25 protein-coding genes are annotated in these 25,356 nt (G+C 73.9%); 9 read left to right on the forward strand and 16 right to left on the reverse strand.

Annotated elements, in window-relative coordinates:
• Window positions 1-115: 115 nt before the first annotated feature.
• The 7 genes from AB0881_RS17815 to AB0881_RS17845 are packed head-to-tail and all read right to left on the reverse strand — an operon-like array spanning window position 116 to window position 7,510.
• Window positions 116-1,042 (reverse strand): RNA polymerase sigma-70 factor, encoded by a 927-nt coding sequence (locus AB0881_RS17815; protein ID WP_366618004.1) that lies wholly within the window; start codon window positions 1,040-1,042, stop codon window positions 116-118.
• Window positions 1,043-1,061: 19 nt separating this feature from the next.
• Window positions 1,062-1,925, reverse strand: a complete 864-nt coding sequence (locus tag AB0881_RS17820; RefSeq protein ID WP_366618005.1) for a fused MFS/spermidine synthase — start codon at window positions 1,923-1,925, stop codon at window positions 1,062-1,064.
• Between the two features lie 48 nt (window positions 1,926-1,973).
• Entirely contained in the window at window positions 1,974-2,996 is a 1,023-nt protein-coding gene (locus AB0881_RS17825; RefSeq protein WP_366618006.1) for a dipeptide ABC transporter ATP-binding protein, read from the reverse strand.
• On the reverse strand, window positions 2,989-3,993 hold the full coding sequence (locus tag AB0881_RS17830) for an ABC transporter ATP-binding protein (protein ID WP_366618007.1): 1,005 nt from the start codon (window positions 3,991-3,993) through the stop codon (window positions 2,989-2,991). The genes AB0881_RS17825 and AB0881_RS17830 overlap by 8 nt, the downstream gene beginning before the upstream one ends.
• Window positions 3,993-4,961, reverse strand: a complete 969-nt coding sequence (locus AB0881_RS17835; RefSeq protein ID WP_366618008.1) for an ABC transporter permease — start codon at window positions 4,959-4,961, stop codon at window positions 3,993-3,995. Before AB0881_RS17835 ends, AB0881_RS17830 begins: the two co-directional genes overlap by 1 nt.
• Window positions 4,958-5,884 (reverse strand): ABC transporter permease, encoded by a 927-nt coding sequence (locus AB0881_RS17840; RefSeq protein ID WP_366618009.1) that lies wholly within the window; start codon window positions 5,882-5,884, stop codon window positions 4,958-4,960. Before AB0881_RS17840 ends, AB0881_RS17835 begins: the two co-directional genes overlap by 4 nt.
• A gap of 6 nt (window positions 5,885-5,890) precedes the next feature.
• Window positions 5,891-7,510, reverse strand: a complete 1,620-nt coding sequence (locus tag AB0881_RS17845) for an ABC transporter substrate-binding protein (protein ID WP_366618010.1) — start codon at window positions 7,508-7,510, stop codon at window positions 5,891-5,893.
• A gap of 225 nt (window positions 7,511-7,735) precedes the next feature.
• Between AB0881_RS17845 and AB0881_RS17850 the strand changes: the two genes are divergently transcribed.
• Window positions 7,736-9,064 (forward strand): M20/M25/M40 family metallo-hydrolase, encoded by a 1,329-nt coding sequence (locus AB0881_RS17850; RefSeq protein ID WP_366618011.1) that lies wholly within the window; start codon window positions 7,736-7,738, stop codon window positions 9,062-9,064.
• A gap of 21 nt (window positions 9,065-9,085) precedes the next feature.
• Here AB0881_RS17850 and AB0881_RS17855 read toward each other — a convergent pair whose 3' ends face one another.
• Window positions 9,086-9,292: a DUF5988 family protein gene (locus AB0881_RS17855; RefSeq protein ID WP_366618012.1), complete on the reverse strand. Its 207-nt coding sequence runs from the start codon at window positions 9,290-9,292 to the stop codon at window positions 9,086-9,088.
• The gene (locus AB0881_RS17860; protein WP_366618013.1) at window positions 9,277-9,774 is read right to left on the reverse strand and encodes a hypothetical protein; all 498 of its coding nucleotides are present in this window, start codon (window positions 9,772-9,774) and stop codon (window positions 9,277-9,279) included. Before AB0881_RS17860 ends, AB0881_RS17855 begins: the two co-directional genes overlap by 16 nt.
• Before the next feature lie 104 nt (window positions 9,775-9,878).
• On the opposite strand from AB0881_RS17860, the gene AB0881_RS17865 reads away from it, so the two are divergent.
• From AB0881_RS17865 to AB0881_RS17875, 3 genes are read left to right on the forward strand one after another with little or no spacing between them, the layout of a single operon-like run.
• Complete coding sequence (locus tag AB0881_RS17865) at window positions 9,879-10,046, forward strand: hypothetical protein (protein WP_366618014.1); 168 nt, start codon at window positions 9,879-9,881, stop codon at window positions 10,044-10,046.
• Window positions 10,047-10,082: 36 nt separating this feature from the next.
• Window positions 10,083-11,072, forward strand: a complete 990-nt coding sequence (locus tag AB0881_RS17870; RefSeq protein WP_366618015.1) for a pyridoxal-phosphate dependent enzyme — start codon at window positions 10,083-10,085, stop codon at window positions 11,070-11,072.
• A complete protein-coding gene (locus AB0881_RS17875; RefSeq protein ID WP_366618016.1) occupies window positions 11,069-11,914 on the forward strand; it encodes an SMI1/KNR4 family protein in 846 nt (281 codons plus the stop codon). Before AB0881_RS17870 ends, AB0881_RS17875 begins: the two co-directional genes overlap by 4 nt.
• Before the next feature lie 28 nt (window positions 11,915-11,942).
• Here the strand turns inward: AB0881_RS17875 and AB0881_RS17880 are convergent, their stop codons facing one another.
• The 4 genes from AB0881_RS17880 to AB0881_RS17895 all read right to left on the reverse strand — a co-directional run bounded on the left by AB0881_RS17880 (window position 11,943) and on the right by AB0881_RS17895 (window position 16,976).
• On the reverse strand, window positions 11,943-12,527 hold the full coding sequence (locus tag AB0881_RS17880; RefSeq protein WP_366618017.1) for a TIGR03086 family metal-binding protein: 585 nt from the start codon (window positions 12,525-12,527) through the stop codon (window positions 11,943-11,945).
• Between the two features lie 92 nt (window positions 12,528-12,619).
• Window positions 12,620-15,163 carry an FtsX-like permease family protein gene (locus AB0881_RS17885; protein ID WP_366618018.1) on the reverse strand — a complete coding sequence of 848 codons (2,544 nt, stop codon included), beginning with the start codon at window positions 15,161-15,163 and terminating at the stop codon, window positions 12,620-12,622.
• Between the two features lie 7 nt (window positions 15,164-15,170).
• A complete protein-coding gene (locus tag AB0881_RS17890) occupies window positions 15,171-15,932 on the reverse strand; it encodes an ABC transporter ATP-binding protein (RefSeq protein WP_366618019.1) in 762 nt (253 codons plus the stop codon).
• A 105-nt stretch (window positions 15,933-16,037) separates the two neighbouring features.
• Complete coding sequence (locus AB0881_RS17895; RefSeq protein ID WP_366618020.1) at window positions 16,038-16,976, reverse strand: TIGR03620 family F420-dependent LLM class oxidoreductase; 939 nt, start codon at window positions 16,974-16,976, stop codon at window positions 16,038-16,040.
• Window positions 16,977-17,075: 99 nt separating this feature from the next.
• Here AB0881_RS17895 and AB0881_RS17900 point away from each other — a divergent pair, with 99 nt between their 5' ends.
• The 3 genes from AB0881_RS17900 (at window position 17,076) to AB0881_RS17910 (ending at window position 19,591) form a co-directional block, all read left to right on the forward strand.
• On the forward strand, window positions 17,076-17,630 hold the full coding sequence (locus AB0881_RS17900) for a helix-turn-helix domain-containing protein (protein WP_366618021.1): 555 nt from the start codon (window positions 17,076-17,078) through the stop codon (window positions 17,628-17,630).
• Window positions 17,631-17,639: 9 nt separating this feature from the next.
• Window positions 17,640-18,458, forward strand: coding sequence for a hypothetical protein (locus AB0881_RS17905; RefSeq protein ID WP_366618022.1), 819 nt, complete (start codon window positions 17,640-17,642; stop codon window positions 18,456-18,458).
• Window positions 18,459-18,568: 110 nt separating this feature from the next.
• Entirely contained in the window at window positions 18,569-19,591 is a 1,023-nt protein-coding gene (locus AB0881_RS17910; protein ID WP_366618023.1) for an MBL fold metallo-hydrolase, read from the forward strand.
• Here the strand turns inward: AB0881_RS17910 and AB0881_RS17915 are convergent.
• Complete coding sequence (locus tag AB0881_RS17915) at window positions 19,573-20,205, reverse strand: TIGR03086 family metal-binding protein (RefSeq protein WP_366618024.1); 633 nt, start codon at window positions 20,203-20,205, stop codon at window positions 19,573-19,575. The genes AB0881_RS17910 and AB0881_RS17915 overlap by 19 nt on opposite strands.
• Before the next feature lie 261 nt (window positions 20,206-20,466).
• On the opposite strand from AB0881_RS17915, the gene AB0881_RS17920 reads away from it, so the two are divergent.
• Together AB0881_RS17920 and AB0881_RS17925 are read left to right on the forward strand one after the other, a co-directional pair.
• A complete protein-coding gene (locus AB0881_RS17920; RefSeq protein WP_366618025.1) occupies window positions 20,467-21,441 on the forward strand; it encodes a sulfite exporter TauE/SafE family protein in 975 nt (324 codons plus the stop codon).
• A gap of 36 nt (window positions 21,442-21,477) precedes the next feature.
• Entirely contained in the window at window positions 21,478-22,080 is a 603-nt protein-coding gene (locus AB0881_RS17925) for a dihydrofolate reductase family protein (protein WP_366618026.1), read from the forward strand.
• 13 nt (window positions 22,081-22,093) lie between these two features.
• Here AB0881_RS17925 and AB0881_RS17930 read toward each other — a convergent pair whose 3' ends face one another.
• Both AB0881_RS17930 and AB0881_RS17935 read right to left on the reverse strand, forming a co-directional pair.
• Window positions 22,094-23,665 (reverse strand): substrate-binding and VWA domain-containing protein, encoded by a 1,572-nt coding sequence (locus AB0881_RS17930; RefSeq protein ID WP_366618027.1) that lies wholly within the window; start codon window positions 23,663-23,665, stop codon window positions 22,094-22,096.
• Window positions 23,666-23,822: 157 nt separating this feature from the next.
• A complete protein-coding gene (locus AB0881_RS17935) occupies window positions 23,823-25,223 on the reverse strand; it encodes an MFS transporter (protein WP_366618028.1) in 1,401 nt (466 codons plus the stop codon).
• Between the last annotated feature and the right edge of the window lie 133 nt (window positions 25,224-25,356).

The following is a 25,356-nucleotide window of genomic DNA, read 5'->3' on the forward strand; positions in this document are numbered from 1 at the left end:
GTCTTCGAGACAGATCGGCAAAGTATGAGCATCCCGCTCGGCGTTTGCCCAGCACCGGGCCCCTAATGCACCGTTCCAAGCCATATTCGGAGCGGTTATGGCCAATCGTTGACGATCACCGCGCGGACGGGCGCCGCAGTACGCGGCCGGCGCGGGCGAGCTTGTCGGGGTTGCGGACGATGTGCAGCGCGGTGACGCGGCCGTCCGCGACGTCCGGAGCGAACACCGAGTACAGCGCGCCGTCCCGCCAGAAGACCAGGGCGGGGCTCCCGTTCACGTCCTCGATCGCGATCTCGTAGTCGGCGATGTCGCGCGCCAGGCCGAGCACGAACCGCAGCACCCGCTCGCGGCCGGTGACCGGGCGGCGCGCCGCGGTCGCCTTGCCGCCGCCGTCCGCCCAGGCGGTGACATCGGCGGCCAGCAGCTCCTCCAGGGCCGCCACGTCGCCGCGCGTGGCGGCGTCCAGGAAGCGCTCGACCAGGTTCCGCCAGCGCTCGGTTCCGGGCTCGAAGCGGCGCTCGGCGGTGCCGAGGCGCCGCCGGGCGCGGCGGTGCAGCTGGCGGCTGGCGGCCTCGCCGATCTCCAGCACGCCCGCGATCTCGCGGTGCGGGTAGCCGAACGCCTCGCGCAGCACGAACACGGCCCGCTCGGCGGGGGTGAGCGACTCCATCAGCGTCAGCAGCGCCAGCGACACCGACTCGCGCTGCTGCACGGTCTCCAGCGGCCCGAGCGCGGCGGCGCCGGCCGACACGGGCTCGGGGAGCCAGGTCCCCGGGTACGACTCGCGCCGGGCCCGCGCCGAGGCCAGCCGGGTCAGGCACAGGTTGGTGACGGCCTTGGCCAGCCACGGCCCCGGGGCCTCGATCGCCGCGCGGTCGGCGCGCTCCCAGCGCAGGAAGGCGTCCTGCACGGCGTCCTCGGCCTCCTGCACCTCGCCGAGCATCCGGTACGCGATCGCGGTCAGCCTCGGCCGGTGCTCCTCGAACGCGTCGGCCTCGGCGGCGCGCATGGCCCCCTGACCCACGGCACTGCCGACTTCCATGGCCTCATCGAACCACGGTTCACGACCGTCCGAAGACCTGCGGAGGCGGGACCGGCGCCTCGAACTCCTCGCCGTCGCGCAGCGGCGCGGCGCCGCCGCAGAATCCGCCCAGCTCGTCCCCCGACATCAGCCGCGTGCGGACGATGCCGCCCGCCGCGCGCCGGGTCAGCTCGCCCACCGGCAGCGCCTCGCCGGACGCGGCCACGATGAGGTTGCCAAACCGCCGCCCGCGCAGCACGCCCGGCTCGCCGAGCAGCAGCGTGTGCCGGAACACCGAGCGGACGGTCGCGACCACCCGCCGCGCGTACGCCAGCCGGAAGCCGTCGGCCACGTTCATCAGGTAGACGCCGCCGGGGCGCAGCACCCGCGCCGCCTCCAGCGCGAACTCGCGGGTGGCCAGCTCGGCCGGCATCGACGCCTCGGCGAACGCGTCCATCACCAGCAGGTCGTCGGCGGCGTCGGCCAGCGCGGCGGTGCCGGCCCGGCCGTCGGTGATCCGGATCTTGAGCCCGGGGACGTTCTTGACCGGCAGCCGCTCGCGGACGAGCCGGACCAGCTCGCCGTCCGGCTCGAACACCACCTGCCGCGAGCCGGGCCGGGTCGCCGCGACGTAGCGCGGCAGCGTGCAGCCGGCGCCGCCGATGTGGGCGGCGTCGAGGGCGGTGCCGGGCGGGGCCATGCAGTCCACCACGTCGCCCATCAGCCGGATGTACTCGAAGTCGAGGTACGTCGGGTCGGCGAGGTCCACGTACGACTGCGGGACACCGCCCACCATGAGCACCCAGCCGCCGTCGCGGTCGGCGTCGCGCAGCAGCTCGGCCTCGCCGCTCGCCACCGCGTGCCGGTCCGGTCCCGGCCGTGACTGCCTCGACTTGCGCGCCATGCCCCAACTCTAGGGAACCCGGCGGGAACCCAGGGCGAACGGTACGGATCAGTCGGCCTGCGGGACCCGCTCGGCCGCGAAGTGGCAGGCGCTCGGGTGGGCGGACCCGTCCCGCGCCGCCAGGGCCGGCTCCTCCTCCGCGCACACGTCCCGGGCCTTCCAGCAGCGGGTGCGGAAGCGGCAGCCGGACGGCGGGTCCAGCGGCGACGGCGGCTCGCCCTCCAGCACGATCTGCCCGTCCAGGCCCGCCCGCTCCGGGTCCGGCACGGGCACCGCCGAGAGCAGCGCCTGGGTGTACGGGTGCGTCGGATGCTCGTAGATCCGGGTCTCGTCGCCGGTCTCCACGACCTTGCCGAGGTACATGACCGCGATCCGGTCGGAGATGTGCCGGACGGCGGCCAGGTCGTGCGCGATGAAGACGTACGCCAGGCCCAGCTCGTCCTGGAGCTCCTCCAGCAGGTTCATGACCTGCGCCTGGACGGACACGTCGAGCGCGGACACCGGCTCGTCGCACACGATCACCTCGGGCCGCAGCGCCAGCGCGCGGGCGATGCCGACGCGCTGCCGCTGGCCGCCGGAGAACTGGTGCGGGTACCGGCTGACGTGGTCGGGATCGAGCCCGACCAGCTCCAGCAGCTCCTGCACGCGCGCGCGCCGCTCCCCCTTCGGCGCGACCTCCGGGTGGATCGCGAACGGCTCGCCGACGATGTCGCCGACGGTCATCCGGGGGTTGAGCGAGGAGTACGGGTCCTGCAGCACCATCTGGACCCGGCGGCGCAGCGCGCGCAGCTCGCGCCGCGGCAGCGCGAACACGTCGCGGCCGTCGAACCGCACGGTCCCCGCGGTGGGGCGCTCGGCGGCCATCAGCAGCCGGGCGAGGGTGGACTTGCCGCACCCGGACTCCCCCACGACGCCGAGCGTCTCGCCGCGGCGCAGCTCCAGGTCGACGCCGTCCACGGCCTTGATCCGGCCCACCTCGCGCTTGAACACCACGCCCTGGGCGACCGGGTAGTGCTTGACCAGCCCCTCCACCTGGAGGATCGGCTCTCCGGCCGCCTGCCCGTCAACCACGGTGGACCTCCTCGGCGAAGTGGCAGGCGGCCGCGTGGCCCGGCGCGACCTCGGCGAGCGGGGGCCGCTCCTCGGCGCAGACGGCCTCGGCGCGCGGGCACCTGGTCCGGAACGGGCAGCCGGACGGCAGCGCGGCCGGGTTGGGCGGCGTCCCCTTGATCGGGACGAGCCGGTCGCCGCTGCGGTCCAGCCGCGGCACCGAGGCCAGCAGGCCCGCGGTGTACGGGTGGGCGGGCCGCGCGTACAGCTCCCCGGCGGGGGCCGTCTCGGCGACCGAGCCCGCGTACATCACCACGATCCGGTCCGCGACCCCGGCCACCACCCCGAGGTCGTGGGTGATGAGGATCAGCCCCATCCCGGACTCGGCCTGCAGGTCGGCCAGCAGCCGCATGATCTGCGCCTGGACGGTCACGTCGAGCGCGGTGGTGGGCTCGTCCGCGATGAGCACGTCGGGCTCCAGCGCCAGCGCCATCGCGATCATGATGCGCTGGCGCATGCCGCCGGAGAACAGGTGCGGGTGGTCGCCGAGCCGCTGCCGGGCCGACGGGATCCGGACCCGCTCCATCAGCTCGACGGCCTTCGCCTTCGCCTCCTTGCGGCGCATCCCGCGGTGCACCTGGTACATCTCGGAGATCTGGTCGCCGACGGTGTAGACCGGGTTGAGCGCGGTCAGCGCGTCCTGGAAGATCATCGAGATCCGGTCGCCGCGGTACTCGCGGCGGCGCCTCTCGGGCAGGCCGAGCAGCTCCTCGCCGCGCAGCCGCACCGCGCCGCCGGTGATCCGGGCCGGCGGGCTGTCCAGGATGCCCATCACCGCCTGCGCGGCGACGCTCTTGCCCGATCCCGACTCGCCGAGGATCGCGAGCGTCTCGCCCTCGGCGAGGGTGTACGAGAGCCCGTTCACCGCCCGCACGTCCGAGCCCCGCACGCGGAACGCGACGCTCAGGTCCTCCACTTCCAGCAGCGGGGCGTTCTTCTGTGTCGTCACCGGGGCCATCACCGGAGTTTCGGGTCGAGGGCGTCGCGGACGGCGTCGCCGAGCATCAGGAAGCTCAGCACGGTCGCCGACAGGAACACCGCGGGGAACAGCAGCAGGTGCGGGTGGTCGACGAAGTAGGACTGCGCCTGGTTGAGCTGGAGGCCCCAGGAGACCTCGGGGTACTGGAGCCCGACGCCGAGGAAGTCCAGCGTGGCCTCGCCGGAGATCACGTTGCCGACGTTCAGCGTGGCCACCACGATCACCGGGGCGATCGCGTTCGGCAGGATGTGCCGGAACATGATCCGCGCGTCCGAGGCGCCCAGCAGCCGGGCGGCCTGCACGTAGTCGGCGCCGCGCACCGAGATGACCTGGGCGCGCATGATCCGGATCATCGTGGTCCAGCCGAGCAGCACCAGCACCAGCGTCATCGCGCCGACGCCGTGCCCGGGGAACGCGACCAGGATGACGGTGGCGCCGAGCACGAACGGCAGCCCGAAGAACACGTCGGTGATCCGGGCGACGAGCGTGTCCAGCAGCCCGCCGTAGTAGCCCGCCAGCATCCCGAACACCACCGCGATCAGCGCCGCGAACAGCGTCACCGCGACGCCGATCAGCAGCGTCGGGCGGGCGCCGTGCACGACGTGCGCGAAGTAGTCGCAGCCGGACAGGTCGGTGCCGAACGGGTGCCCGCCGCCCGGCGGGAGCCGGGTCAGGTTCGGGTCGCAGTTCTCGTTCTTGCCGATGCCGGTGAACAGGCCGGGCACCGCCGCCATCACCGCGACCAGCGCCAGCACCGCCGCCGCCCACCAGAACACCCAGCGGCGCCGCAGGTCGTGCCAGGCGTCGTGCCACAGCGAGGCCGGGCGGCCGACGGCGAGGTCGCCGCCGGCCTCGGCCACGGCCGCCGCGGCGGCGCCGTTCGCGGGTGCGGGGGCCCCGCCGGGGACGTCGAGCGGCTCCGGGACGTCCGCGTCGTCGATCTTCATTCGTACCGGATCCTGGGGTCGAGCACCCCGTAGAGGAGGTCCACGATCAGATTGACCAGCAGGAAGATCAGCACCAGCACGGTCACCGCGCCGACCACCACCGGCCCCTCCTTGAGCTGGATGGACTGGAACACCTGCTGGCCGATGCCGGGCAGGTTGAAGATCCCCTCGGTGACGATGGCGCCGCCCATCAGCGCGCCGAAGTCGACGCCGAGGTAGGTCACCACGGGGATCAGCGAGTTGCGCAGCGTGTGCCGGCCGACCACCCGCGCCTTGGACAGGCCCTTGGCGCGGGCGGTGCGGACGTAGTCGGCGCGCAGGTTCTCGGCCAGGCTGGTGCGGGTCAGCCGCGCCACGTACGACAGCCCGAGCGACCCCAGCACCATGCCGGGCAGCAGGTAGCTGAGCGGCCAGCCGTCGTCGGTGCCGGCGGTCGGGAAGATCTGCCACTGCACGCCGAGGACGATCTGCGCGGTGTAGCCGAGCACGAACACCGGGACGGCGATCATCAGCGTGGTGCCGCCGAGCACGAGCGTGTCGGCGAGCCTCCCGCGGCGCAGCCCCGCCCACACGCCGAGCACGATCCCGACCAGCAGCTCGAAGATCCAGGCGGTGACCGCGAGCTGGATCGTCACGGGCCACCGCCCGGCGAGCATCTCCGAGACCTTCTGGCCGGTGTAGTTCTCCCCGAGGTCGCCCTGGAGCAGCCCCAGCATGTACTTCCCGTACTGGATCAGCAGCGGGTCGTCGAGGTTGTAGCGGTCCCGCAGGGTCTTCGCCACGGACTCGGGGATCGGCTTGTCCCCGGCGAGCGCCTGGATCGGATCGCCCGGCAGGGCGAACACCATCGCGTAGATGAGCAGCGTGGTGCCGATGAAGACGGGGACCGCCTGCAGGAGCCGCCGGAGGACGTAGCGCCACATGGGTGCTTACTTCACCGTCACTTCGTGGACCAGCAGGCCGCCCGCGTACGGCGTGATGGTCACGTTGTCGACCTTGTCGGAGCGGCCGCCCTGGCCCGCCCAGGTCCACAGCGGGATCTGCGGCATCTCACGGATGGCCAGGTCCTCGGCCTGGTTGTAGAACTTGATGGCCTCCTGCTCGTCCCGGGCCGCGTTGCCCTTGGCGATGAGCGCGTCGAACTCCTTGTTCTCCTTGGCGGTCTCCCACCCCATCTTGTTGCCCTCGCTGCCCCACATGTTCTGCAGGTAGTTCTGGGCGCTGGGGTAGTCGGCCTCCCAGTTCTGCCGGTACGGGCCCTTCTCCTCGCGGCGCGACAGCATCCCGAAGTAGTCGGCGGCCGGGACGGTGCGGAACTGGATGTCGGCGATGCCGAGGTTCTGCTTCAGTGAGTTCGCGACGATCGTCATCCACTGCGCGTAGGTCGGCTGCGCGTTGGAGAAGTACAGCTCCAGCGTCCCCTTGAAGCCGCCCGCCTTGTCGAACAGCCGCTTCGCCTCGGCGGGGTTGTACGTGCACGCCTGGCCGCACGTGTTCGGGCGGTGCCCGGCGATGATGGCGGGGAGCAGCGAGTCGGCCACGATGTAGTCGCCGTTGTAGACGGCCTTGTTGATGCCGTTGCGGTCGATCGCCATGGAGAAGGCCCTGCGCAGGTCCGCGCTGGCGAACCGCTTGTCCCACATCGGGAAGCCCAGGTAGTCGATCGTCCCCATCTTGCGCGGCAGGAACCGGTCGCCCAGCAGCCGCTTGGCCTCCGGCACCTTGGCGGCGGGGATCGTCTGCTGCACGTCGACCCGGCCGGCGCGCAGGTCGGTGTAGATGGTGTCGGCGCTGGCGTAGCTCTTCCAGACCACGCCCTTGTTCTTCGGCTTGCGGGTGCCGGTGTAGCCGCTGAACGGCACCAGCTTGATCTGCTTGTTCCGCTCCCACTTGCCGCTGATCCGGTACGGCCCGTTCCCGATCGGCGCGTCCTCGTACGCCTTGAGGTCCTTGTAGGCCGCCTTCGGCATGGGAGCGAACGCCGGGTAGGTGAGCAGCTGCGGGAACTGGTTGAACGGCTCGTTCAGCGTGACCTCGAGCGTGGTGTCGTCCACGACCTTCAGCCCGGACAGCTTGTCCGTCTTCGGCTTGGCCTTCTCGTCCTCGGGGTTGAGCTCGTCGTACCCCTTGATGTGCGAGAAGTAGTCGTTGGCCTCGTACGCGTTGGGGCCGTACGCGGCGTTGCTCCAGGCGTCGGCGAAGCTGGCGGCGGTGACCGGCTCGCCGTTGTGGAACTTCTGGCCCGCCCGGATCTTGACCGTCCAGACCTTCTGGTCGTCGGACTTCACCGACTCGGCGGCCAGCGGGACGGGCTTGCCGTCCTTGCTCAGCCCCATCAGGTTCTCGAACAGCCCGCTCAGGACGTCGAACGAGTAGCTGCTGGTGGTGTTGCCGGGCACCAGGTGGTCGGGCTCGCTGTGCCCGACGGTGAACGTCCCGTCGCCCGATCCGCCGCCACCGCCGCCGCAGGCCGTCACCCCGACCGACGCCGCGAGCGCCAGCGCGGTCAGCGCCGCGGCGCTCCGGCGCGCACCCCTCAGGATGGTCATGGTCCTCCTCCAGGTCGGCTCAGACCGACTCGGCCGGGCGCCGGGCGAGGCGTCCCGGCGCGTTGCAGGCAGCGTTGTACCGTTGGCGGCGTTTGGGTACGCCGACTGGCGATTCTTCATCGGATCGAGACCATCCCGCAATGATCATGGCCGTCATGCCTGGTCAGGCCATACTGGGAATTGCAAGAATCCTTCAATAATCAATCGACGGAGGGGAAAAGACCGTTGACCGAACCGCAGCTGCTCGACCGCGGGCCGACCGCGGCCGGCGAGGTGGCGGAGCTGTGCGCCGACCTCATCCGCTTCGCGACCGTCAACCGCGGCGAGGGCGACGCCGACCCCGAGCGGCCCGCCGCCGAGTACGTCGCGGCGCTCCTCTCCGACGCCGGCGCCGAGCCCGCGATCGTGGAGTCGGCGCCCGGCCGGGCCAGCGTGCTGGTGCGGATCGCGGGCACCGACCCGTCCCACCCCGCGTTCCTCGTGCACGGCCACCTCGACGTCGTCCCGGCCGACCCCGCGGACTGGGCCGTGCACCCGTTCTCCGGCGAGGTCCGCGACGGCTGCGTGTGGGGCCGCGGCGCGGTCGACATGAAGGGCAGCCTCGCCATGACGCTCGCCGTCGTCCGGCAGCGGCTGCGCGAGGGCCGCCGCACGCGCGGCGACCTCGTCCTGGCGTTCCTGGCCGACGAGGAGTGCACCGGCGAGTTCGGCTCCCGGTACGTGGCGCGCGAGCACCGCGACCTCTTCACCGGCTGCACGGAGGCGATCAGCGAGTCCGGCGGCTTCAGCGTCCCCGCGGGCCCCGGCCGGCGGATCTACCCCATCGCGACCGGCGAGCGCGGCACGATGTGGATGCGGCTCACCGCGCGCGGCACCGCGGGCCACGGCTCCAAGCCCGCCCCCGACAACGCGGTCGCCGAGCTCGCGCACGCCGTCTCCCGGCTCGCCGCGTACGAGTGGCCGGTACGGCTCACCCCGGGCGTCCGCGCGCTCCTGGACGGGCTCGCCGCCGCCCTCGGCACCACCATCGACCACGACCGGCTGGACGAGGAGGCCCGCCGGCTGGGCGCGCCCGGCCGGCTGTTCGAGTCCACGATCCGCAACTCCGCCAACCCGACCCGGCTCGACGCCGGCTACAAGGTGAACGTCGTCCCGGGCACCGCGCACGCCCAGGTCGACGGCCGCTACCTGCCCGGCACCGGCGAGGAGTTCCTGGCGACGGTCGACCGGCTGCTCGGCCCGAGGATCACCCGCGAGTTCATCAACCACGAGGAGGCCCCCGCCGCCGACCCGGCCGGCCCGACGTTCGCCGCCCTCGCCGGCGCCCTGCTCGCCGAGGACCCGGCCGCGCGCCCCGTCCCGTACGTGATGGGCGGCGGAACCGACGCCAAGTCGTTCAACAACATCGGCATCACCAGCTTCGGCTTCGCGCCGCTGATGCTGACCCCGGACCTGGACTACTTCGGCATGTTCCACGGCGTCGACGAGCGCGTCCCGGTCGAGGGCCTGCGCTTCGGCACCCGCGTCCTCGACCGCTTCCTCGACACCCGCTGACGGAACGCCTCCGGCGGCGGCCTACTCCGCGATGGAGGTCCGGCCCGACCAGGCGAAGACCGGGAGCCGGCCCTCCGGGGTGTCGTGGTGCCGCGGCGTCGCCCTGAAGTGCTCGTACCCGCCGCGGAACGGCAGCTTGACCTCGACACCGGGCGGCGTGATCCCCACGATCCGCTCGGGCAGGTCCGCCGGTCCGCCTTCGAGGAAGGCCTTCAGCCGAGTGTCCATGCCCGGATCGTCACACAGCCGGGGCGGCCGTCCAATGCCCCCGAGGTGGTATCTGCCGTACCCGGCAGGCCGAGCAGCGACAGCAGCTCCTCGAACGCGCCGTCCGCCCGCCGGGGCTCCGGGGCGCTCAGCAGCTCGGTGATCGGCTCCGCGGCGACCGTGCGGTGCGCGTCGGCGGCCCATTCCACCAGGTGCCGCGCGGTCTCCGCCGCGGGCAGCGGGCCCGCGCCGGAGCCTCCCGGCAGCAGGGCCCTCCAGTAGCCGCTCGCTCCGCTGAAGCCCTCGACCGCGGCATGGCCGCCGTCCAGGACCGAGGCCAGCAGCGCGGGCGCGTGCGTCGCGGCGGCGAGGTCGACCAGCAGGGACACGCTGTCGGCGATGTCGGCGGCCGGGTCCAGCTCGCAGACCTGCCAGCCGTCGTCCCGGGGCCGGGTACCGGTCACCGCCGGCAGGAACTGCCGCAGTACGAAGAGATCGGGCAACGGCCTCTCGTTACGGGCCACTACGCGATAACCGCCGATTCCCTGCGACATGCCCCAGCAACCTCCCTGTCGTACTTCTCATGACAGCGTCCACAGAGGTTGAAATGTCACACGCGGGGGCGCCGCGGAGCCGGATCTGGCCCGGTGCGGGCAATCCGTCGCGCAGGCTGCCGCCGGGCGTCGTGTCCTGCCCGCTCTGCCACCCGCCCGCGTCCCGGATCGGCGAGGTCGCCGAGATCGACGAGTTCTGCGGCGTAGGCCGCAAACCGTGAGCCCCGCGATCACCAACGGGGTTACGCTGTCGTGCCGTGCGGCAGACGCGTCTCGACACGGCCAGGATCAAGGCGGCCCGCCAGGTCATCGACCCGGTCTTCCTCGACGGCCCGCTGTATCCCTGCGAGGCGCTGGAGCCCGCGCTCGGGTGCGCGGTGAGCGTCAAGCTGGAAACGGCGAACCCAATCCGCAGCTTCAAGGGCCGCGGCGCCGAACTCATCGCGAGCGGGCTCGCCGGCGGTGACCGGCGGGCCGTGGTGTGCGCCAGCGCGGGCAACCTGGGCCAGGCCCTCGCCTGGTCAGGCCGCGCCCGGGGCCTCGACGTCACCGTAGTGGCGTCCCGCTCCGCGCCCGCGGTCAAGCTCGACCGCATCCGCGCGCTGGACGCCCGGCTGGAGCTGGTGGACGGCGACTTCGACACGGCCCGCGAGCGGGCGGCGGCCATCGCCCGGCACGACGGCGCCCGGCTGGTCGAGGACAGCCTCGACATCGAGACCTGCGAGGGCGCGGCAACGATCGGCCTGGAACTGGTGGACAGGCCGGTGGGCAGGCCGGTGGGCGCCGCGCCGCCGTTCGACGCCGTCCTGATCGCCCTGGGCGGCGGGGCGATGGCCACGGGCGTGGGCCATGTGATGAAGGCGCTGGCGCCCGGCGTCGAGGTGATCTGCGTGCAGCCGCTGGGCGCGCCGGCGATGACCTGGTCGTGGCGCCGGCGGCGGGTCGTCACCACCGGCCCGACCGCCACCATCGCCGACGGCGTCGCCGGCCGCGTGCCCATCCCGGCCGTCCTGGACGACCTCCTGCTCGTCGCCGACGACGCGGTCCTGGTCCGGGAGGCGTCGATCATCGCCGGCATGCGGCTGCTCCTCGACCGCGCCGGCCTCGTCGCCGAACCGTCCGCCGCGCTCGGCATCGCGGCGATCCTGGAGGACCGCGAGCGCTTCGCCGGCCGGCACGTGGCCACCGTCATCTGCGGCGGCAACGTCGACGCCGACGCCTATCGCGGCTGGGTCGGTGCGCGATGACGGACCTCGAGCGGCTGCTGGCGCTCGTACCGCCGCCCGCGGCGCCGGCCGGGACCGGCGCCGACTGGACGCGGGCGGAGGAGGCGCTCGGGCTGCGCCTCCCCCGCGAGTTCACCGAGATCGCCCGGCGGTACGGGCGCGGCGCGTTCTGCGACGAGTTCTCCTGCCACACCCCGGAGGAGATGGTCGAGGAGAACCCTGGCCGCCTGGAGGACCTGCGGCTGCTCCTCCAGGACGATGGCGAGGACTGCCCGCATCCCGTCCATCCCGAGCCCGGCGGGCTGGTGGTGTGGGGATCGGACTCGGTCGGCGGGGCGCTGTGCTGGCTGGCCGAGCCCGCCGGCTCCCCCGAACGCTGGAGGACCGTCCGCTGGACGCGCGACGACGAGTTCGAGTACCCCGAAGGGGGCGTGGCCGCCGTCCTCACCGGGCTCATCACGGACCTGACGGCGAGGATGGGAGAGGACGGCGCGGACGTCGACGGCCCCTGGTTCCACCCCTACCGCAGGGACGTCCACGTGTACCTGCAGCTGGCGGAGGTGGAAGGCGCGCCGCCGTACGAGGAGCGGCTCCGCATCCTGCGCCGGAGCCTGGCGCCGACCAGCGCCCGCGGCGGCTTCAGGGGCGCGGGCGGCGCCCGGCAGGACCACTTCGCGGCGGCGGGCGGCCTTTGGACGCTGACGTACGAGACGGCCTACGGGCACCAGATCCGGGTCGCGTACCCGCCCGGGGCGGACGCGCGGGTACGCGACGAGCTGCTCCCCGCGATCGGCGCCATGGGCTGCCGGGTCGAGGGCGTCCTGCCGGTGCACGGCACCGCGCACTGGCCGGAGACAGGGTGACCGGAATCAGGGGGAACGGCCCCGCCGCCTAGCGCGGCGAACGGCCCAGGAAGTTCAGCAGTTCGGTGGTCTCGTCGGCGCCGGGCGGCGGAACGATCGCGGGCGCGTACATGCCGTACTCGCGCAGCGGTTCCGTCACGACCGCCCTGGCGGCGGGGAGCAGCGCGCGGGCCAGGTCGGGGGTCAGCGGGGACGCCTGGCCGGTGGCGACGGCGATGTCCCAGGCGTGGACGGCGGCGTCCAGGGCGCACGCGCCGGCTCCGAGCGCGGGCGGCAGCGCGAACGGCGGCAGCGGCACGGGAGCGCTCTCGGCGTCCGCGGGCACGCCCGCCCAGGCGGCCGCGGCCCCGGCCAGGTGTTCTTCCAGCCACTCGCGCGGGTCCTCGGGGAGCGTCCCGGACGGGGCGAACGGGTCCTCCTCGCCCTTGGGCGCGCCGGTGAGGGCGGTGGTGTACGCGAGCTGGTCCAGGGCCGCGTGCTGGAGGACCTGCGTGACGTTCCAGGCGGCGCACGGCGTCGGCCGGGCCCAGGCGTCGGCGGGCACGCCGGCGACGGCGGTCCGGAGCGCCTGGTGCGCCTCATCGAGCACGATGCGGCTGGTCGGAGCGTTCAATGCGGGTCTCCCTCATCGGCGGTGCGGGCCTCGCTTCCGGCCCGCACCACGAACACTAGGAGCCCTTTAGGCAGATTCCGTTCCTATTAAGCTCATTCGGTGGTGACCGCCCGCAGGACGTCGATGCGGGCGGCGCGGCGGCCGGGGAGGACCGCCGAGACGAAGCCGACCACGCCGGCCGCGATGACGAGGCCGAGCAGGGTCCCGGCGGGGAAGGCGAACTCGGTGATGCCCTCCTCCTCCAGGGCGTACACCAGCGTCCAGCCGAAGAAGACGCCGATGGCCAGGCCGAGGACGGCGCCCAGCACCGAGATGATCACCGCCTCCCAGCGGATCATGGCGCGGAGCTGGCCCCGGGTCATCCCGACCGCGCGCAGCAGGCCCAGCTCGCGGACGCGTTCCAGGACCGACAGGGCGAGGGTGTTGATGATCCCGATGAACGCGATGACGACCGCGAGCGCGAGCAGCACGTAGAACAGGATGAGGATCTGGTCGATCTGGGCGGCCTGGCTCCGCTTGAACTCGGCCTGGTCGCGGACCTCGACGCCGGGGAACGCGGCGGCCGCGCGGTCGACGGCCGCGCGGGAGGCGTCCAGGGGCGTTCCGGGCCTGGCCTTGACCAGGGCGATCGCGTCGAGCTGGTCGGCGTAGTGCCGCTGGTAGGTGGACAGCCCGATCAGGTAGGAGCCGTTGAGCTGGTTCTCGGCGTACACGGCCTTGATCTGGAGGCGTTCGGTGCCGCCGACCGGGAAGCGCATCGTGACGGTGTCGCCGACGCTCCAGCCGTGCCGCTCGGCGGTCTCCTCCTGGACGGCCAGCCCTCCCGAGGCGATGCCGGCGAGGTCTCCGGCGATGGTCTCGGTACGGACCGTGCGGAAGTAGGCGGGCGGGTCCACGCCCGCCAGCCCCTGGGTGCTGCCGTCGTCCAGCTTGAACGCGCCGGGCCGCACCCCGGCGGCGGACTCGATCCCGGGCTGCGACGCCAGCCGCCGGACCAGGTCGGAGCTGAACCCGGCCATGCCGCCGGACGGGCCGGTGATGACGTAGTCGGCGGCGATCGTCTCGTCCAGGACGCGGGTCACCGACGCCTTCATCGAGGCGGCCACGATCGTGACCAGGCTGACCAGCGCGAGGCCGATCATGAGCGCGGCGGCGGTGGCGGCCGTGCGGCGCGGGATGCGCATCGCGTTCTGCCGCGCCAGCTTCCCCGGCTGCCCCGCCCAGCGGGCGAACGGCCAGCCCAGCAGCCGCGACAGGGGGCGGGCGACCAGCGGGCTGAGGACGGACACGCCCAGGAAGATCGCGACCGCGCCGGCGGCGGTGAGGGACAGCTCGCCGCCGCCGGTGAACAGGCCGGCGAGCAGCAGCGCGACCCCGGCGGCCGTCAGCAGGCCGCCGAGCACGATCCGTACCGGGCCGATCCGGGCGGGCGCGGCCATCGTCGCCTCCTGCACGGCGGCGACCGGCGGGACGCGGGTGGCGCGCAGCGCGGGCAGCAGCGAGGCCAGCACGGTGACCAGCAGTCCGACGGCGAGCCCCATGGCGACCGTGCGCGGCCGGACCTGGAGGGAGGTGGTCGGCAGGTCGCCGCCGAACGCGGAGAACAGCTCGCGCAGGCCGACCGCGATGAGGATGCCCGTCCCCACGCCGACGACCGACGCGACCAGGCCGACCAGCGCGGACTCGGCCAGGACCGAGCGCAGCAGCTGCCGCCGGGAGGCGCCGAGGCAGCGCAGCAGCGCCAGCTCTCGGGCCCGCTGGGCCAGGATGATCGAGAACGTGTTGACGATGATGAACGAGCCGACGAACAGCGCCACGAACGCGAACGCCAGCAGCGCGATGTTGATGAAGTCGACGAACTGCCCGATCGCGCGGGCGTTCTCCTCGGCGTACTCGGCGCCCGTCTGCACCTGGTAGCCGGGACCGACCCGGGCCCTGACGCGGTCGCGCAGCACCTCCGGGCTCACCCCGGGGGCCGCGACGACGTCCACCTCGTCGAAGACGCCCGGCCGGTTGAGGACCTGCCGCGCGGTGCCCATCTCGAACGCCGCCAGCGTCGCCCCGGCCATGTTGTCGGCCTCGCCGAAGCCGACGACGCCGGTGACGGTGAACTCGCGCGGCGGCCCCTGGAAGAGGATCCGGATCCGGTCGCCGGCCTTGAAGCCCTCCTTCTCGGCCGTGCCGGCGTCCACCGCGACCTCGCCGGGCCCGGCGGGCAGCCGCCCGGAGCGCAGCGACACCGACCCCTGGAGTTCGGGCGTGGTGTAGACGGAGGTGCCGAGCGTGGGCGCGCCGCCGGTGGTGACGGGCCTGCCGTCCTTGCCGACGAACTGCGCGTACCCGAACACGTTGCCCTCGGCCGCCTTGACGCCCTCGACCCGCGCGATCTGGTCGCGCACCGCCTCGGGGACGGGCTGCCGCTGCTCCATGGCCTGGGTGGTGAACGACTCCTTGCCGCGCACCGCGACGTCGATGCCCTTGGTGACGTCGCTGAACAGCTGGGTGAAGGTCTTGTCGATGGTGTCGGTGAGCACGTACGTGCCCGACACGAACCCGACGCCGAGGACGACCGCGAGCCCGGTCAGCGCGAGCCGCAGCTTGTGCGCGAGCAGGCCGCGCCAGGTGAACCGCCACATGCCCCGCTCACCCCCCGATGCCCTTGAGGAAGTCCAGGACCTTCTCCGCCGTGGGCGCGTCCATCTCCTCCACGATCCGGCCGTCGGCGAGGAACAGCACCCGGTCGGCGTACGCGGCGGCGCTCGGATCGTGGGTGACCATCACGATCGTCTGGCCGAACTCGTCCACCGAGCGCCGCATGAACGTCAGCAGCTCGGCGCTGGTCCGGGAGTCGAGGTTGCCGGTGGGCTCGTCGGCGAACACGATCGTGGGCCGCGACAGCAGCGCGCGGGCGACCGCGACCCGCTGCTGCTCGCCGCCCGACAGCTCGGTGGGCCGGTGCCCGAGCCGCTTCCCGAGGCCGAGCTGCGCCACGACCCGGTCCAGCCAGCCCTTCTCCGGCCGCTCGCCCGCGATGGCCAGCGGCAGCGCGACGTTCTCCTCCGCCGTCAGCGTGGGGATCAGGTTGAACGCCTGGAACACGAAACCGACCCGTTCCCGGCGCAGCAGCGTCAGCCTGCGGTCGGAGAGCCCGCTCAGCTCGGTGTCGCCGATCCAGACCTCTCCCCCGCTGACCCGGTCGAGCCCCGCCAGGCAGTGCAGCAGCGTCGACTTCCCGGAACCGCTCGGCCCCATCACCGCCGTGAACCGGCCCGGCGGGAACGCCACCGTCACCCCGTCCAGGGCCCGGACCTCGGTGTCCCCCGCCCCGTACACCTTGCTGACGTCCACGGCCCGCGCGGCGTCCGCCGGGCCCGTCCCGGCGGCCGCCGTCTCCTCTTGGTCCATGAGCTCCTTCGCCCTTCCGCCGCCCACCTGAGACTGTCCGCCGGTACGCGCGATCGGGCAAGGCCTCAATCCCGGGGCCTGATCCTCCTGATCCTCCTGATCCGCCTAATGCAGGAGAGCGGCGGCCAACTCGCGCCACTCGGGCAGCGGGAGGGCGGCCGGGTCGGCGGTGAGCACCTGGAGGCAGACGTGGTCGGCGCCCGCGTCCAGGTGCTCCCGCACGCGCCGGCGGATCACCTCGGCGTCCCCGTACGCGACGATCTCGTCCACCAGCCGGTCGCCCGGCCCGCCCGCGAGGTCGGCGTCGCCGTAGCCGAGCCGCCGCAGGTTGGCCACCTGGTGCGGCGCCTGGAGGTAGCCGGCGACGTGGGCCCGCGCCACCTCGCGCGCCCGGCCCGGGTCGGTGTCCAGCACCACCGCCTGCTCGACCGCCAGGAACGCCTCCGTCCGCACCCCCGCCTCGATCCGCCCCGGCCCCATGATCTCCCTGGCCCGCGCGGTGTGGCGGACCGGCACGAAGTACGGGTGGGCTCCCCACGCGCGGCGCCCGGCCAGCTCCAGCATCTTCGGGCCGAGGGCCGCGAGGACGCGGCGCGGCGGGACCGCGGGCGGCACCGAGTGGACAGGCAGCGCGTCCATCCGGTCCAGGTAGCCGGTCATGGTCCGCACGGCGCGGCCCAGCGACGGCATCGTGTAGCCGTCCAGCACGCCGGGGGTGTCGTCGACGCGGTGGCCGCCCAGGCCCAGCACGTACCGGCCGGGGAACGCCTCGGCCAGCGTGCGCTCGGCGGTGGCCATCGCGATCGGGTCCCGCAGCGCGATGTTCGCGATGCCGGACGCCGCGACCAGGCGGCGCGTCGCCGACAGCAGCAGCCACGCCTGCCCGGCCGTGTCGCGGCCGAACGCCTCGCCGAACCAGACGGCCCCGTACCCCAGCTCCTCGATCTCCGCCGCCGCCTCGCGGACCCGCCCGGCCGGCTGGCCGTCGAACGCGAACGTCCACAGCCCCACGCGGCCCAGGTCGCGGTGCCCCATATCGGTCATCGTCGCTCCTCACGAGAAGCAACCGGAGAGGTTCTCCGGTTGCCGTCCGGTACAATACGGAGAACTTCTCCGTTTGGCCAGCCGGAAAGGACGTTGCCCATGGCGGCGGCGATGCGCGCGGACGCGGCGCGCAACCGGGAGCGGATCGTCGAGGCCGCCCGGGAGGTCTTCGGCACCGAGGGTCCCGAGGCGTCCCTGAACGAGATCGCGCGGCGCGCCGGGATCGGCCCCGGGACCCTCTACCGGCACTTCCCCACCCGGGCTGCGCTCCAGGCGGCGGTGCTGGCCGGCCGCATCGAGCGGCTGCGGGACCGGGCCGCCGAGCTGCGCCGCACCCTGCCGCCGGACGAGGCGCTGGCCGCCTGGCTGCGCGCGTTCCTGGCGCACGCCGGCACCGACCACGGCCTCGCCGGGCACCTGATCGCGCAGGAGACCGCCGCGCTCGGGATCGACTGCCACCAGGTCATCCGGGACGCCGCGGCCGAGCTCCTCGACGGCGCCCGGCGCGCGGGAACGGTCCGCGCCGACGTCACCGCGCAGGACGCGATCGACCTCGTCGTCGGGGTCGCGCTGGCGACCGGCGGGGCGGAGGGCGCCGGAGCCGGACGGGCGGAACGGCTGCTAGGGCTCGTGCTGGACGCGCTGCGCGGGTAGTAACCGGGCGTGGACCTCACCAGTGCCGCCCAGGAGCTGTACGGGGCCGCCCCGGACGACTTCATGGACACGCGCAGGCGGCTCGTCCAGGAGGCGAGGCAGGGCGGCGACGCCGCGCTCGCCAAGGAGATCGGGGCGCTGCGCCGCCCGACGCTGCCCGCGTGGGCGGTGAACCTGCTGTCCCGGTCCGCCGCCGATGAGCTGGAGCGGCTGCTGGACGTGGGGGCGCGCATGCGCGAGGCGTGGTCGTCGGGCGGGGACATCGCCGGGCTGGAGCAGCGGCGCGGTGAGCTGGTGGCGTCGCTGGTGCGCCGGGCGCTCGAACTGGCCGACGAGGGCGGCCACCCGTTGCGCGACGCCGCCGTACGGGAGGTGGAGGACACGCTCCAGGCGGCGACCGTGGACGCGGATGTCGCCGGGGAGGTCGAGCAGGGGCGCCTCACCAGGCCGCGCAGCCACACCGGGTTCGTACCGGCGGCCGGTTTCGCGGCGGCCGCGCCGCCGCCGAAAAAGGCGAGGGAGCCCGGGAAGCAGCAGGGCGCGCAGGAGCGGGAAGAGAGGCCGCGCAGGTCCCGCGCCGCGGCCGAACGGGCGCGCGAGCGGGCCGAGGAGGCGGAACGGGAGCTGGCGGAGCGCGAGCGGGAGGTCGCCGAGGCGCGGGACGAGCGGGACGCGGCCGACACCGAGGCCGGGCGGCTGCGCCGGGAGCTGGACCGAGCGGTCCGCCGCCAGGAGGCCGCCGAGGAGCATCTGGAGAAGGCCGAGCACCGGCGCGACAAGGCCGCCGAGGCGGCTGAGCAGGCGCGCCGCAGGGTCGGAGCGGACTGAGGCGCCGCCATCCGGGACCCCCGGTACAAAGTGGAAACATCCATGAAGTACCGTTCGCCCCGAACTTGATTCTAAAAAAATGAGGGGGGCGCGCGGTGGCGGTACCGGCCTTGGAGCAACCGGCGGACTGGACCGAGCCGGGGGCCCACCCGGTGGCGCCCGGGGTGCACCGGATCCCCCTCGAACTGCCGATCCCGTCGCTGCACTCGGTCAACGTGTACGTGATCGAGGACCCCGAGGGGCCGGTGCTGGTGGACCCCGGCTGGGCCATGCCCGACAGCCGCGCCGCGCTCGGCGCCGCCCTGCGCACGCTCGGCCACCGGCTGGAGGACGTCGGCCAGTTCCTGGTGACGCACGCGCACAGCGACCACTACTCGCAGGCCATCGCGCTGCGCTCGGCGTTCGGGACCAGGGTCAGGATCGGCCGCGGCGAGCGCCACTCCATCGAGGCCGCGCTGGCGGCAGGCGGGCACACCCACGCCGGGCAGGCCGCGCTGCTGCGCCGCTGCGGCGCCGCCGAGCTGGCCGACGAGGTGCAGGGCTGGGACCGCGGGGAGCGTCCCGACTGGCCCGACAACACCCCGGACCGCTGGCTGGACGACGGCGAGCGGGTCGAGCTCGCGCGCCGCGGGCTGGACGTGTTCGCCACGCCGGGCCACACGCGCGGCCACATCGTGCTCCGCGACGCGGCCGCCGGCCTGCTGTTCTCCGGCGACCACGTGCTGCCGCACATCTCCCCCTCGATCGGGCTGGAGACCTCGCCCGAGCCCAAGCCGCTGCGCAGCTACCTGGACTCGCTGCGGCTCGTCCGGGACATGCCCGACACGCTGCTGCTGCCCGCGCACGGCCCGGTCACCGCCAGCGCGCACACCCGGATCGACGAGCTGCTCGCCCACCACGAGGCCCGGCTGGACACCGCCGCGGCCCAGGTCAGGGCGGGCCACACCACGGCGTACGAGGTCGCGCGGGCGATGCCGTGGACCCGCCGCCGCCGGAAGCTGGACGACCTGGACTCCTTCAGCCGGATGCTGGCCGTCCTGGAGATCGACGCCCACCTCGACGTGCTGGTCGACCAGGGCGTGCTGGACTCCGCCGAGTCCGGCGGAGTCCGCACCTACGCGGTGCGGGCCTGACCGTACGCGGGGTCCCGGCCGAGGTAGGCGACCAGCCGGCCGCCGGGTGAGGAGCCCGGCGGCGCCGCGAGCGGCGGGCCGAACAGTCCGGCACGGGCGTGCCCGGGCACCAGCAGCGGCGTGACCCGCAGCAGCCGCTCCGCGAGCGGGCCGGGGACGTCGGCGTCGCGGCCGCGCGCCCGCGCGACGTCCCAGGCGTGCACCGCCAGCTCGACCGCGCCGGTGGCCGCGACGATCCCGGCGCTCATGGGGCAGCCCGCCACCGTGACCGTCCGGTCCTCTCCGGTCCCGCCGGGGTCCCGCCACGCCTCCAGCAGCCGTACGGCGCTCGCGCGCACCCCCGCCACCGGGTCGCCGCCGTCCGGGCTTCCCGCGGGCGGGTAGAGCGCCACCGAGCCCCCGCTCACCGCCTCGTGCAGCGCGGCCAGGGAGTCGTCCATGTGCCGCAGCAGCGTCCCCAGGTCCCAGCCCGCGCAGGGCGTCGGCCGGGCCAGGTCGCGCGGGGCGACCGGCGGCGGCGCGTCCAGGGTCTCCAGCGCGAACGCCGCCGCCCGCTCCAGCAGGCGCGATCCGTACCTCCGCAGCGCCGCCGCGTCCGCCTCGCTCATCGTCATGGGGGGCTCCCTTCTCGCGGTTAATGACCTGATCAAGGCGGGGAACTCATCGGGCGGCGCCGCTCGAAAGGATTTTCGGTTCCGGCGATGAGTTCCGGCGAGGCGGGCGGTCCGTACCTGGTGACGGGCCGGAGGGGGCACCGGCTGTGACATGTAGGGCACCTGGAGGTAAGGATCCCGACTGCCCGGGAGCCGTCCAGGAAAGGAGCAGTACGTGCAGCGCGAGTGCGACGACTCGGACGAGCGGACTACTGGGAGCGGGTGACTCTGGTGGGCGACGCCGCCGTGCTCTTCCTCACGGGCGCCGGGACCGGGCTGCTGGCCGGGGGCGCCTCCTGCGCGGCGGTCCAGCTGGGGCTGCTGGCCGGGGCGGTGCGCGGGACCGCGCGGCCCGCCGTCCCGGTCGCGGCCTTCCTGGCCGCGAAGCTGGCCGCGCACACCGCGCTCGGCGCCCTGCTCGGGCTCGCCGGAGCCGCCGTGCAGCCCGGCCCCCGGGTGCGGGCGGCGCTGCTGCTGGCCGCGGCGGCCGTGCTGATCGTCTTCGCGCTGGACCTGCTCGGCTTCGCGCCCGCCCGGCGCCTGGTCCGCCGGTCCGGCGGAGCCGGCGCCGAGCACTGCCCCGCCGCTCCCCCGCGCGTCCGCGGACCCGCGCTGCTGGGCGCCGCCACGGTCCTGGTGCCGTGCGGCGTCACGCTGTCCGCGGAGCTGCTGGCGGTCACGTCCCGTTCGCCGGTGGCCGGGGCCGCCGTGATGGCGGGCTTCGTCCTCGGCACGGTGCCGGTCGCGGCCCTGGTCGGGCTGGGCGTCGGGCGCGGCATGGCGGTCCTGCGGGGCCGCCTCACCGCGGCCGTCGGCGTGGCCCTGGTCGCCGTCGCCGGCTGGACGGTCCTGTCCGGGCTGCGCCTGGGCGGCTGGCTGCCCGAGCCCGCGGGCGCGGCCACCGCCGGAAACGTCACGGCCGGCCCCGGCGGCACCCAGGTGATCACGATCGGCGCCGCCGACCGGGGCTACCGGCCGGCGCTGGTCGCCGCCCGGTCCGGGGTGCGCACGGTCCTGGTGGTCCGCACCCACGGGAACCGCGGCTGCACGCGGGCGTTCACGATCCCCGCCCGGGGCCTGGAACGCACGCTCCCCGAGACCGGCGACACCCGCCTCGACCTCGGCGTGCCCGTTCCGGGACGGCTCCGCTTCACCTGCGCGTCCGGCCACTATCCGGGAACGATCACGTTCCGCTGAGCGGGCGCGCGCACGACTTCGGACAGGGGAGAGATCATGAGGAAGCTGACGGTGACCGCGTTCGTCTCGGTCGACGGGGTCATGCAGGGGCCCGGCGCGCCGGAGGAGGACACCGACGGGGACTTCCGGTTCGGGGGCTGGACGGTGCCGCACTTCGACGACGAGGTGGGCCGGTTCGTGAGCGGGACGTTCGAGCGCGCCACCGGATTCGTGCTCGGGCGGCGGACGTACGAGATCTTCGCGGCGTACTGGCCGCACCACCGCGGCGACCCGGTCGCGGACGGGCTCAACACGCTGCCGAAGTACGTGGCGTCGCGGACGCTCGGCTCGGTCGGCTGGGAGGGGGCCGTGCTCCTCGAAGGGGACGCCGCCGATGCCGTGCGGGAGCTGAAGGAGGCGGGCGACGGGGAGCTCCAGGTCCACGGCAGCGCGGGGCTCGTCCAGTCGCTGCATCCGCTCGTGGACGAGTACAACCTGATCGTGTTCCCGGTCGTCCTCGGCACCGGCAAGCGGCTGTTCGAGAACGGCGCCGCGCCCGGCGAGCTGAGCCTGGCCGGGGCCACGACCACCGGGAGCGTCACGATCAACGTCTACCGGCGGGAGGGCGACGTCCCGCAGGGCACGTTCCTCGACCCCTGAGGCCCCGCCGCCGCTAGCAGTCCGGGGTGCAGACGCGGCGGGACATCGCCTCCAGCAGGAGGCGCTGGGCCTCCTGCGGCGTGCGGGCGTTCTGGACGATGCCGCGGGTCGCCGCGGCGAGCCGCTCCAGCTCGCCGACCGCGACCTCGTCGCCGTACCCCTGGATGATCACCTGGACGGGGCGCGCGGGATCGTACTCCGCGCGCAGGCCGGCCAGGGCGGCGGCGAAGGACGGGCCGTTCTCGTCCCGGTCGCGGCCGTCGGTGAAGACCAGGACGGTGTTGACCATCTCCGGCCGGTGGGTGCGCTTCATCATCCGGAACGCGGCCAGCAGCGACTCGTACAGGCCGGTGCCGCCGTCCTCCTTGACGCGCAGCCGGCCGAGCTCGGAGAGGATGCGCTGGCGGTGGGTGACCGAGCCGATCCGCTCGCCGAGCGGCCCCATCGGCACCTGCTCCACCCAGTCCTGATCGCCGGCGAGTTCGGTGGAGAACGCCCAGACGCCGAGTTCGCTGTCGTTGGCGAGCAGCTGGAGACCGCTCTGCGCGACGTGCGCGGTCGCCTGGAGGCGGTTCACGCCCGGCGCGACCTTTTCTCCCATGGACGCCGAGATGTCGAACAGCACCAGCAATCGGGTGGGCAGGGAAAGGCGCGCATAAGACTGCATGAGGCGCCGCACATCGGTCGGTACGGGCAGCGCCCGGGGCGGTTCTTTCCGGTCATCGCGGAATCCGCGGGAGCGGAACTCCGCCTTGGCGGCGGGGCCGCGGAGCGCCGTTTCGAAATGGCGGGCGGCGCGCCGCCGGGACGCGTCGCCGGTGGTGACCGTGAACGGGTAGTCGAGCCAGATCGTCCCTTCCCGGGGATGGACCGCGGCGGCCTGCCGCGTCCGCACCCGGCGGTTGTGGTCGAGGACGGCCTGCTCGGTCGCGACGACGGGCCCGCCGCCGTCGGCGAACGCGGCGTTCACTGTCGGGATGCCGCTCTCGCGGATGGCGCGGACCAGGCTGGTGAACGCGGGCACCCGATCCGGGGCGCCGGCCAGCAGGCGTTCGGCGATCGCCAGGACGGCCATGCCGGCGGCGCTGCGGGAGGGGTCGGGCAGCCGCCGCCGTTCGGATTCGGCGAGCGGCCTGAGCAGCACGTCCCAGGAGTCGGCGCCGGGCTTGGCCATGCCGAGGACGACCGGCGTGTACGCGACGGCGGTGGGCCGGACCTCCATCGGGCGGCCGCCCTGGGCGGAGTCGCGGACGAGGGAGGTCCAGAGGGTGGAGTCGGGGATCCAGACGTCGGGGCGGGGCGGGGTCCGGCTCTCGCCCCTGAGCGTCCTGGCCATCGCGGCGGGGTCGGCGGCGCGCACCCGGACGCGGACGCAGTCGCCGTTCACGCGCTCGCGCTCGCCGCCGAACCGCGCCCCGGCGGCGGCCACGGCGGGGGCGATGTCGGGGGACGCCGCGACGTCGAGCGTCAGCGCGCCATAGGCCGCGCATCCGGCGATCCGGGAGGACGCGTACGCTCCCACGGCGGAAAGCACGGCCAGGCCGGTGATGGCGGCGGCGAGGGTGACCAGGGGACGTTCGCGCATCGGATCCTCGCTGTGCGGAGCGATGTGCCGCTTCGCATTAAGTCGGAGGTCCGAGAGGCTGTCAAGAATTCCGGCGGTTTCTTTATGCCATTGCCTTGACTTCGCGGTTGGAAACGGACGATCGCCGCCGGATCCGGCGGCGATCGTCCACTCTCGGTCAGTTCTCCGGGGAGAGCTGTTCCAGCGTGCGGCCGCGGGTCTCCACGGCGAACAGCGCCGCGAGGGCCCCGGCCAGCGCGACCGCGCCGAGGACGGCGAAGACGGTGGCGGCGCTGGCGCCCGCCCCGACCAGGTGGCCGACCACGATCGGGCCGATGATCACGCCGAGCCGGTTGAACACGCCGCCCATGGAGCAGCCGAGGGCGCGGCTGCGGGTCGGGTACAGCTCGGGCGTGTAGAGGTAGAGCGCGACGTTGGTGGCGAAGACGAAGAAGGCCGCCACCGACGCCCACACCGCGACCTGGCCGCCGGAGACGGCGCCCAGGGCGGCCAGCGTCATCAGCGAGGCCGCCGCGCCCGCCAGCCCGAACGCCAGGGCGATCCGGCGGCCGACCTTGTCGACCAGGAGCGCCACGGTGAGGCAGCCCAGGAACCCGGCGGCGTTGGTCCACAGGTTGTAGTGCAGCGCCGTGTCCAGGGGGACGTGGAAGACCTTGGTGTAGAGGGTCGGCAGCCAGGCGGTGATGCCGTAGTTGACGAAGTAGCCGAAGAACCAGAGGGCCGAGACGACAGTGGTGCGGCGCAGGTAGACGCCGGTCACCAGGTCGCGGACGGTCGTCCGGGGCGCCGCGGCCCCTTCCGCGGCCCCCGCGGCGGTGCCGCCGGCGGCGGGCGTGGCCGCGGGCTCGGGGAGCGTCCCCCGGGTACGGGAGACGGCGGTCTCGATGCCGGTCAGGACGCGGTCGGCCTCGCCCAGCCGCCCCTTGGAGGCCAGCCAGCGGGGCGACTCGGGCACGCCGCGCTGCATGAACGCGATGGCCAGCGCCGGGATGCCCCCGATGATGAACAGGGCCCGCCAGCCCCAGTTGGGCACCACCCAGGCCGCGACGACCGTGGCGGTGAACAGGCCCGCCGGGAAGACCAGCTCGTAGAGCAGGACGAACCGGCCCCGGTGCCTGGCCTTGGCGATCTCGCTGACGTAGGTGGCGGCGACCGGGACCTCGCCGCCGATGCCCAGTCCCTGGACGAAGCGCAGGACGACCAGCCACAGGAAGCTCGGCGCGAACGCGATGGCCAGGCTGGACAGGCCGGTGATCAGGACGCCGAGCGCGACCATCCGGACCCGGCCGACGCGGTCGGCCAGCCAGCCCGAGACCAGGGCGCCCAGCAGCATGCCGACCGAGCCGGCGGTGATGGCCAGCGTGACCTGGCCGGTGCTCAGCCCCCACTCCTTGATCAGCAGCGGCATCGCCGAGGCCACCAGCAGCTGGTCGAAGGCCTCGAAGAAGGTGACCGCGCCGATGAGGGTCCGCACCTTCAGATGCCAGCGCGAGGTGGGGAGCCGCTCCAGCCGGGCGGCGATGGACGCCACCGTGGGCGTGCTCGAGACGACGGTCATACGTGCTCCATCCTGCCTCATGACGGCGGGTGACCCGGGATCCGATGGAGAACGGCGAACGACTGAAGTCCCAGGTCGGCGGCCATCGAGGCCGCCAGTGCCCGCGTTTTGGAGAGACTAAGCGGCAAGAATC

The organism is Spirillospora sp. NPDC029432 (assembly GCF_040703975.1).
GTDB lineage: Bacteria > Actinomycetota > Actinomycetes > Streptosporangiales > Streptosporangiaceae > Spirillospora.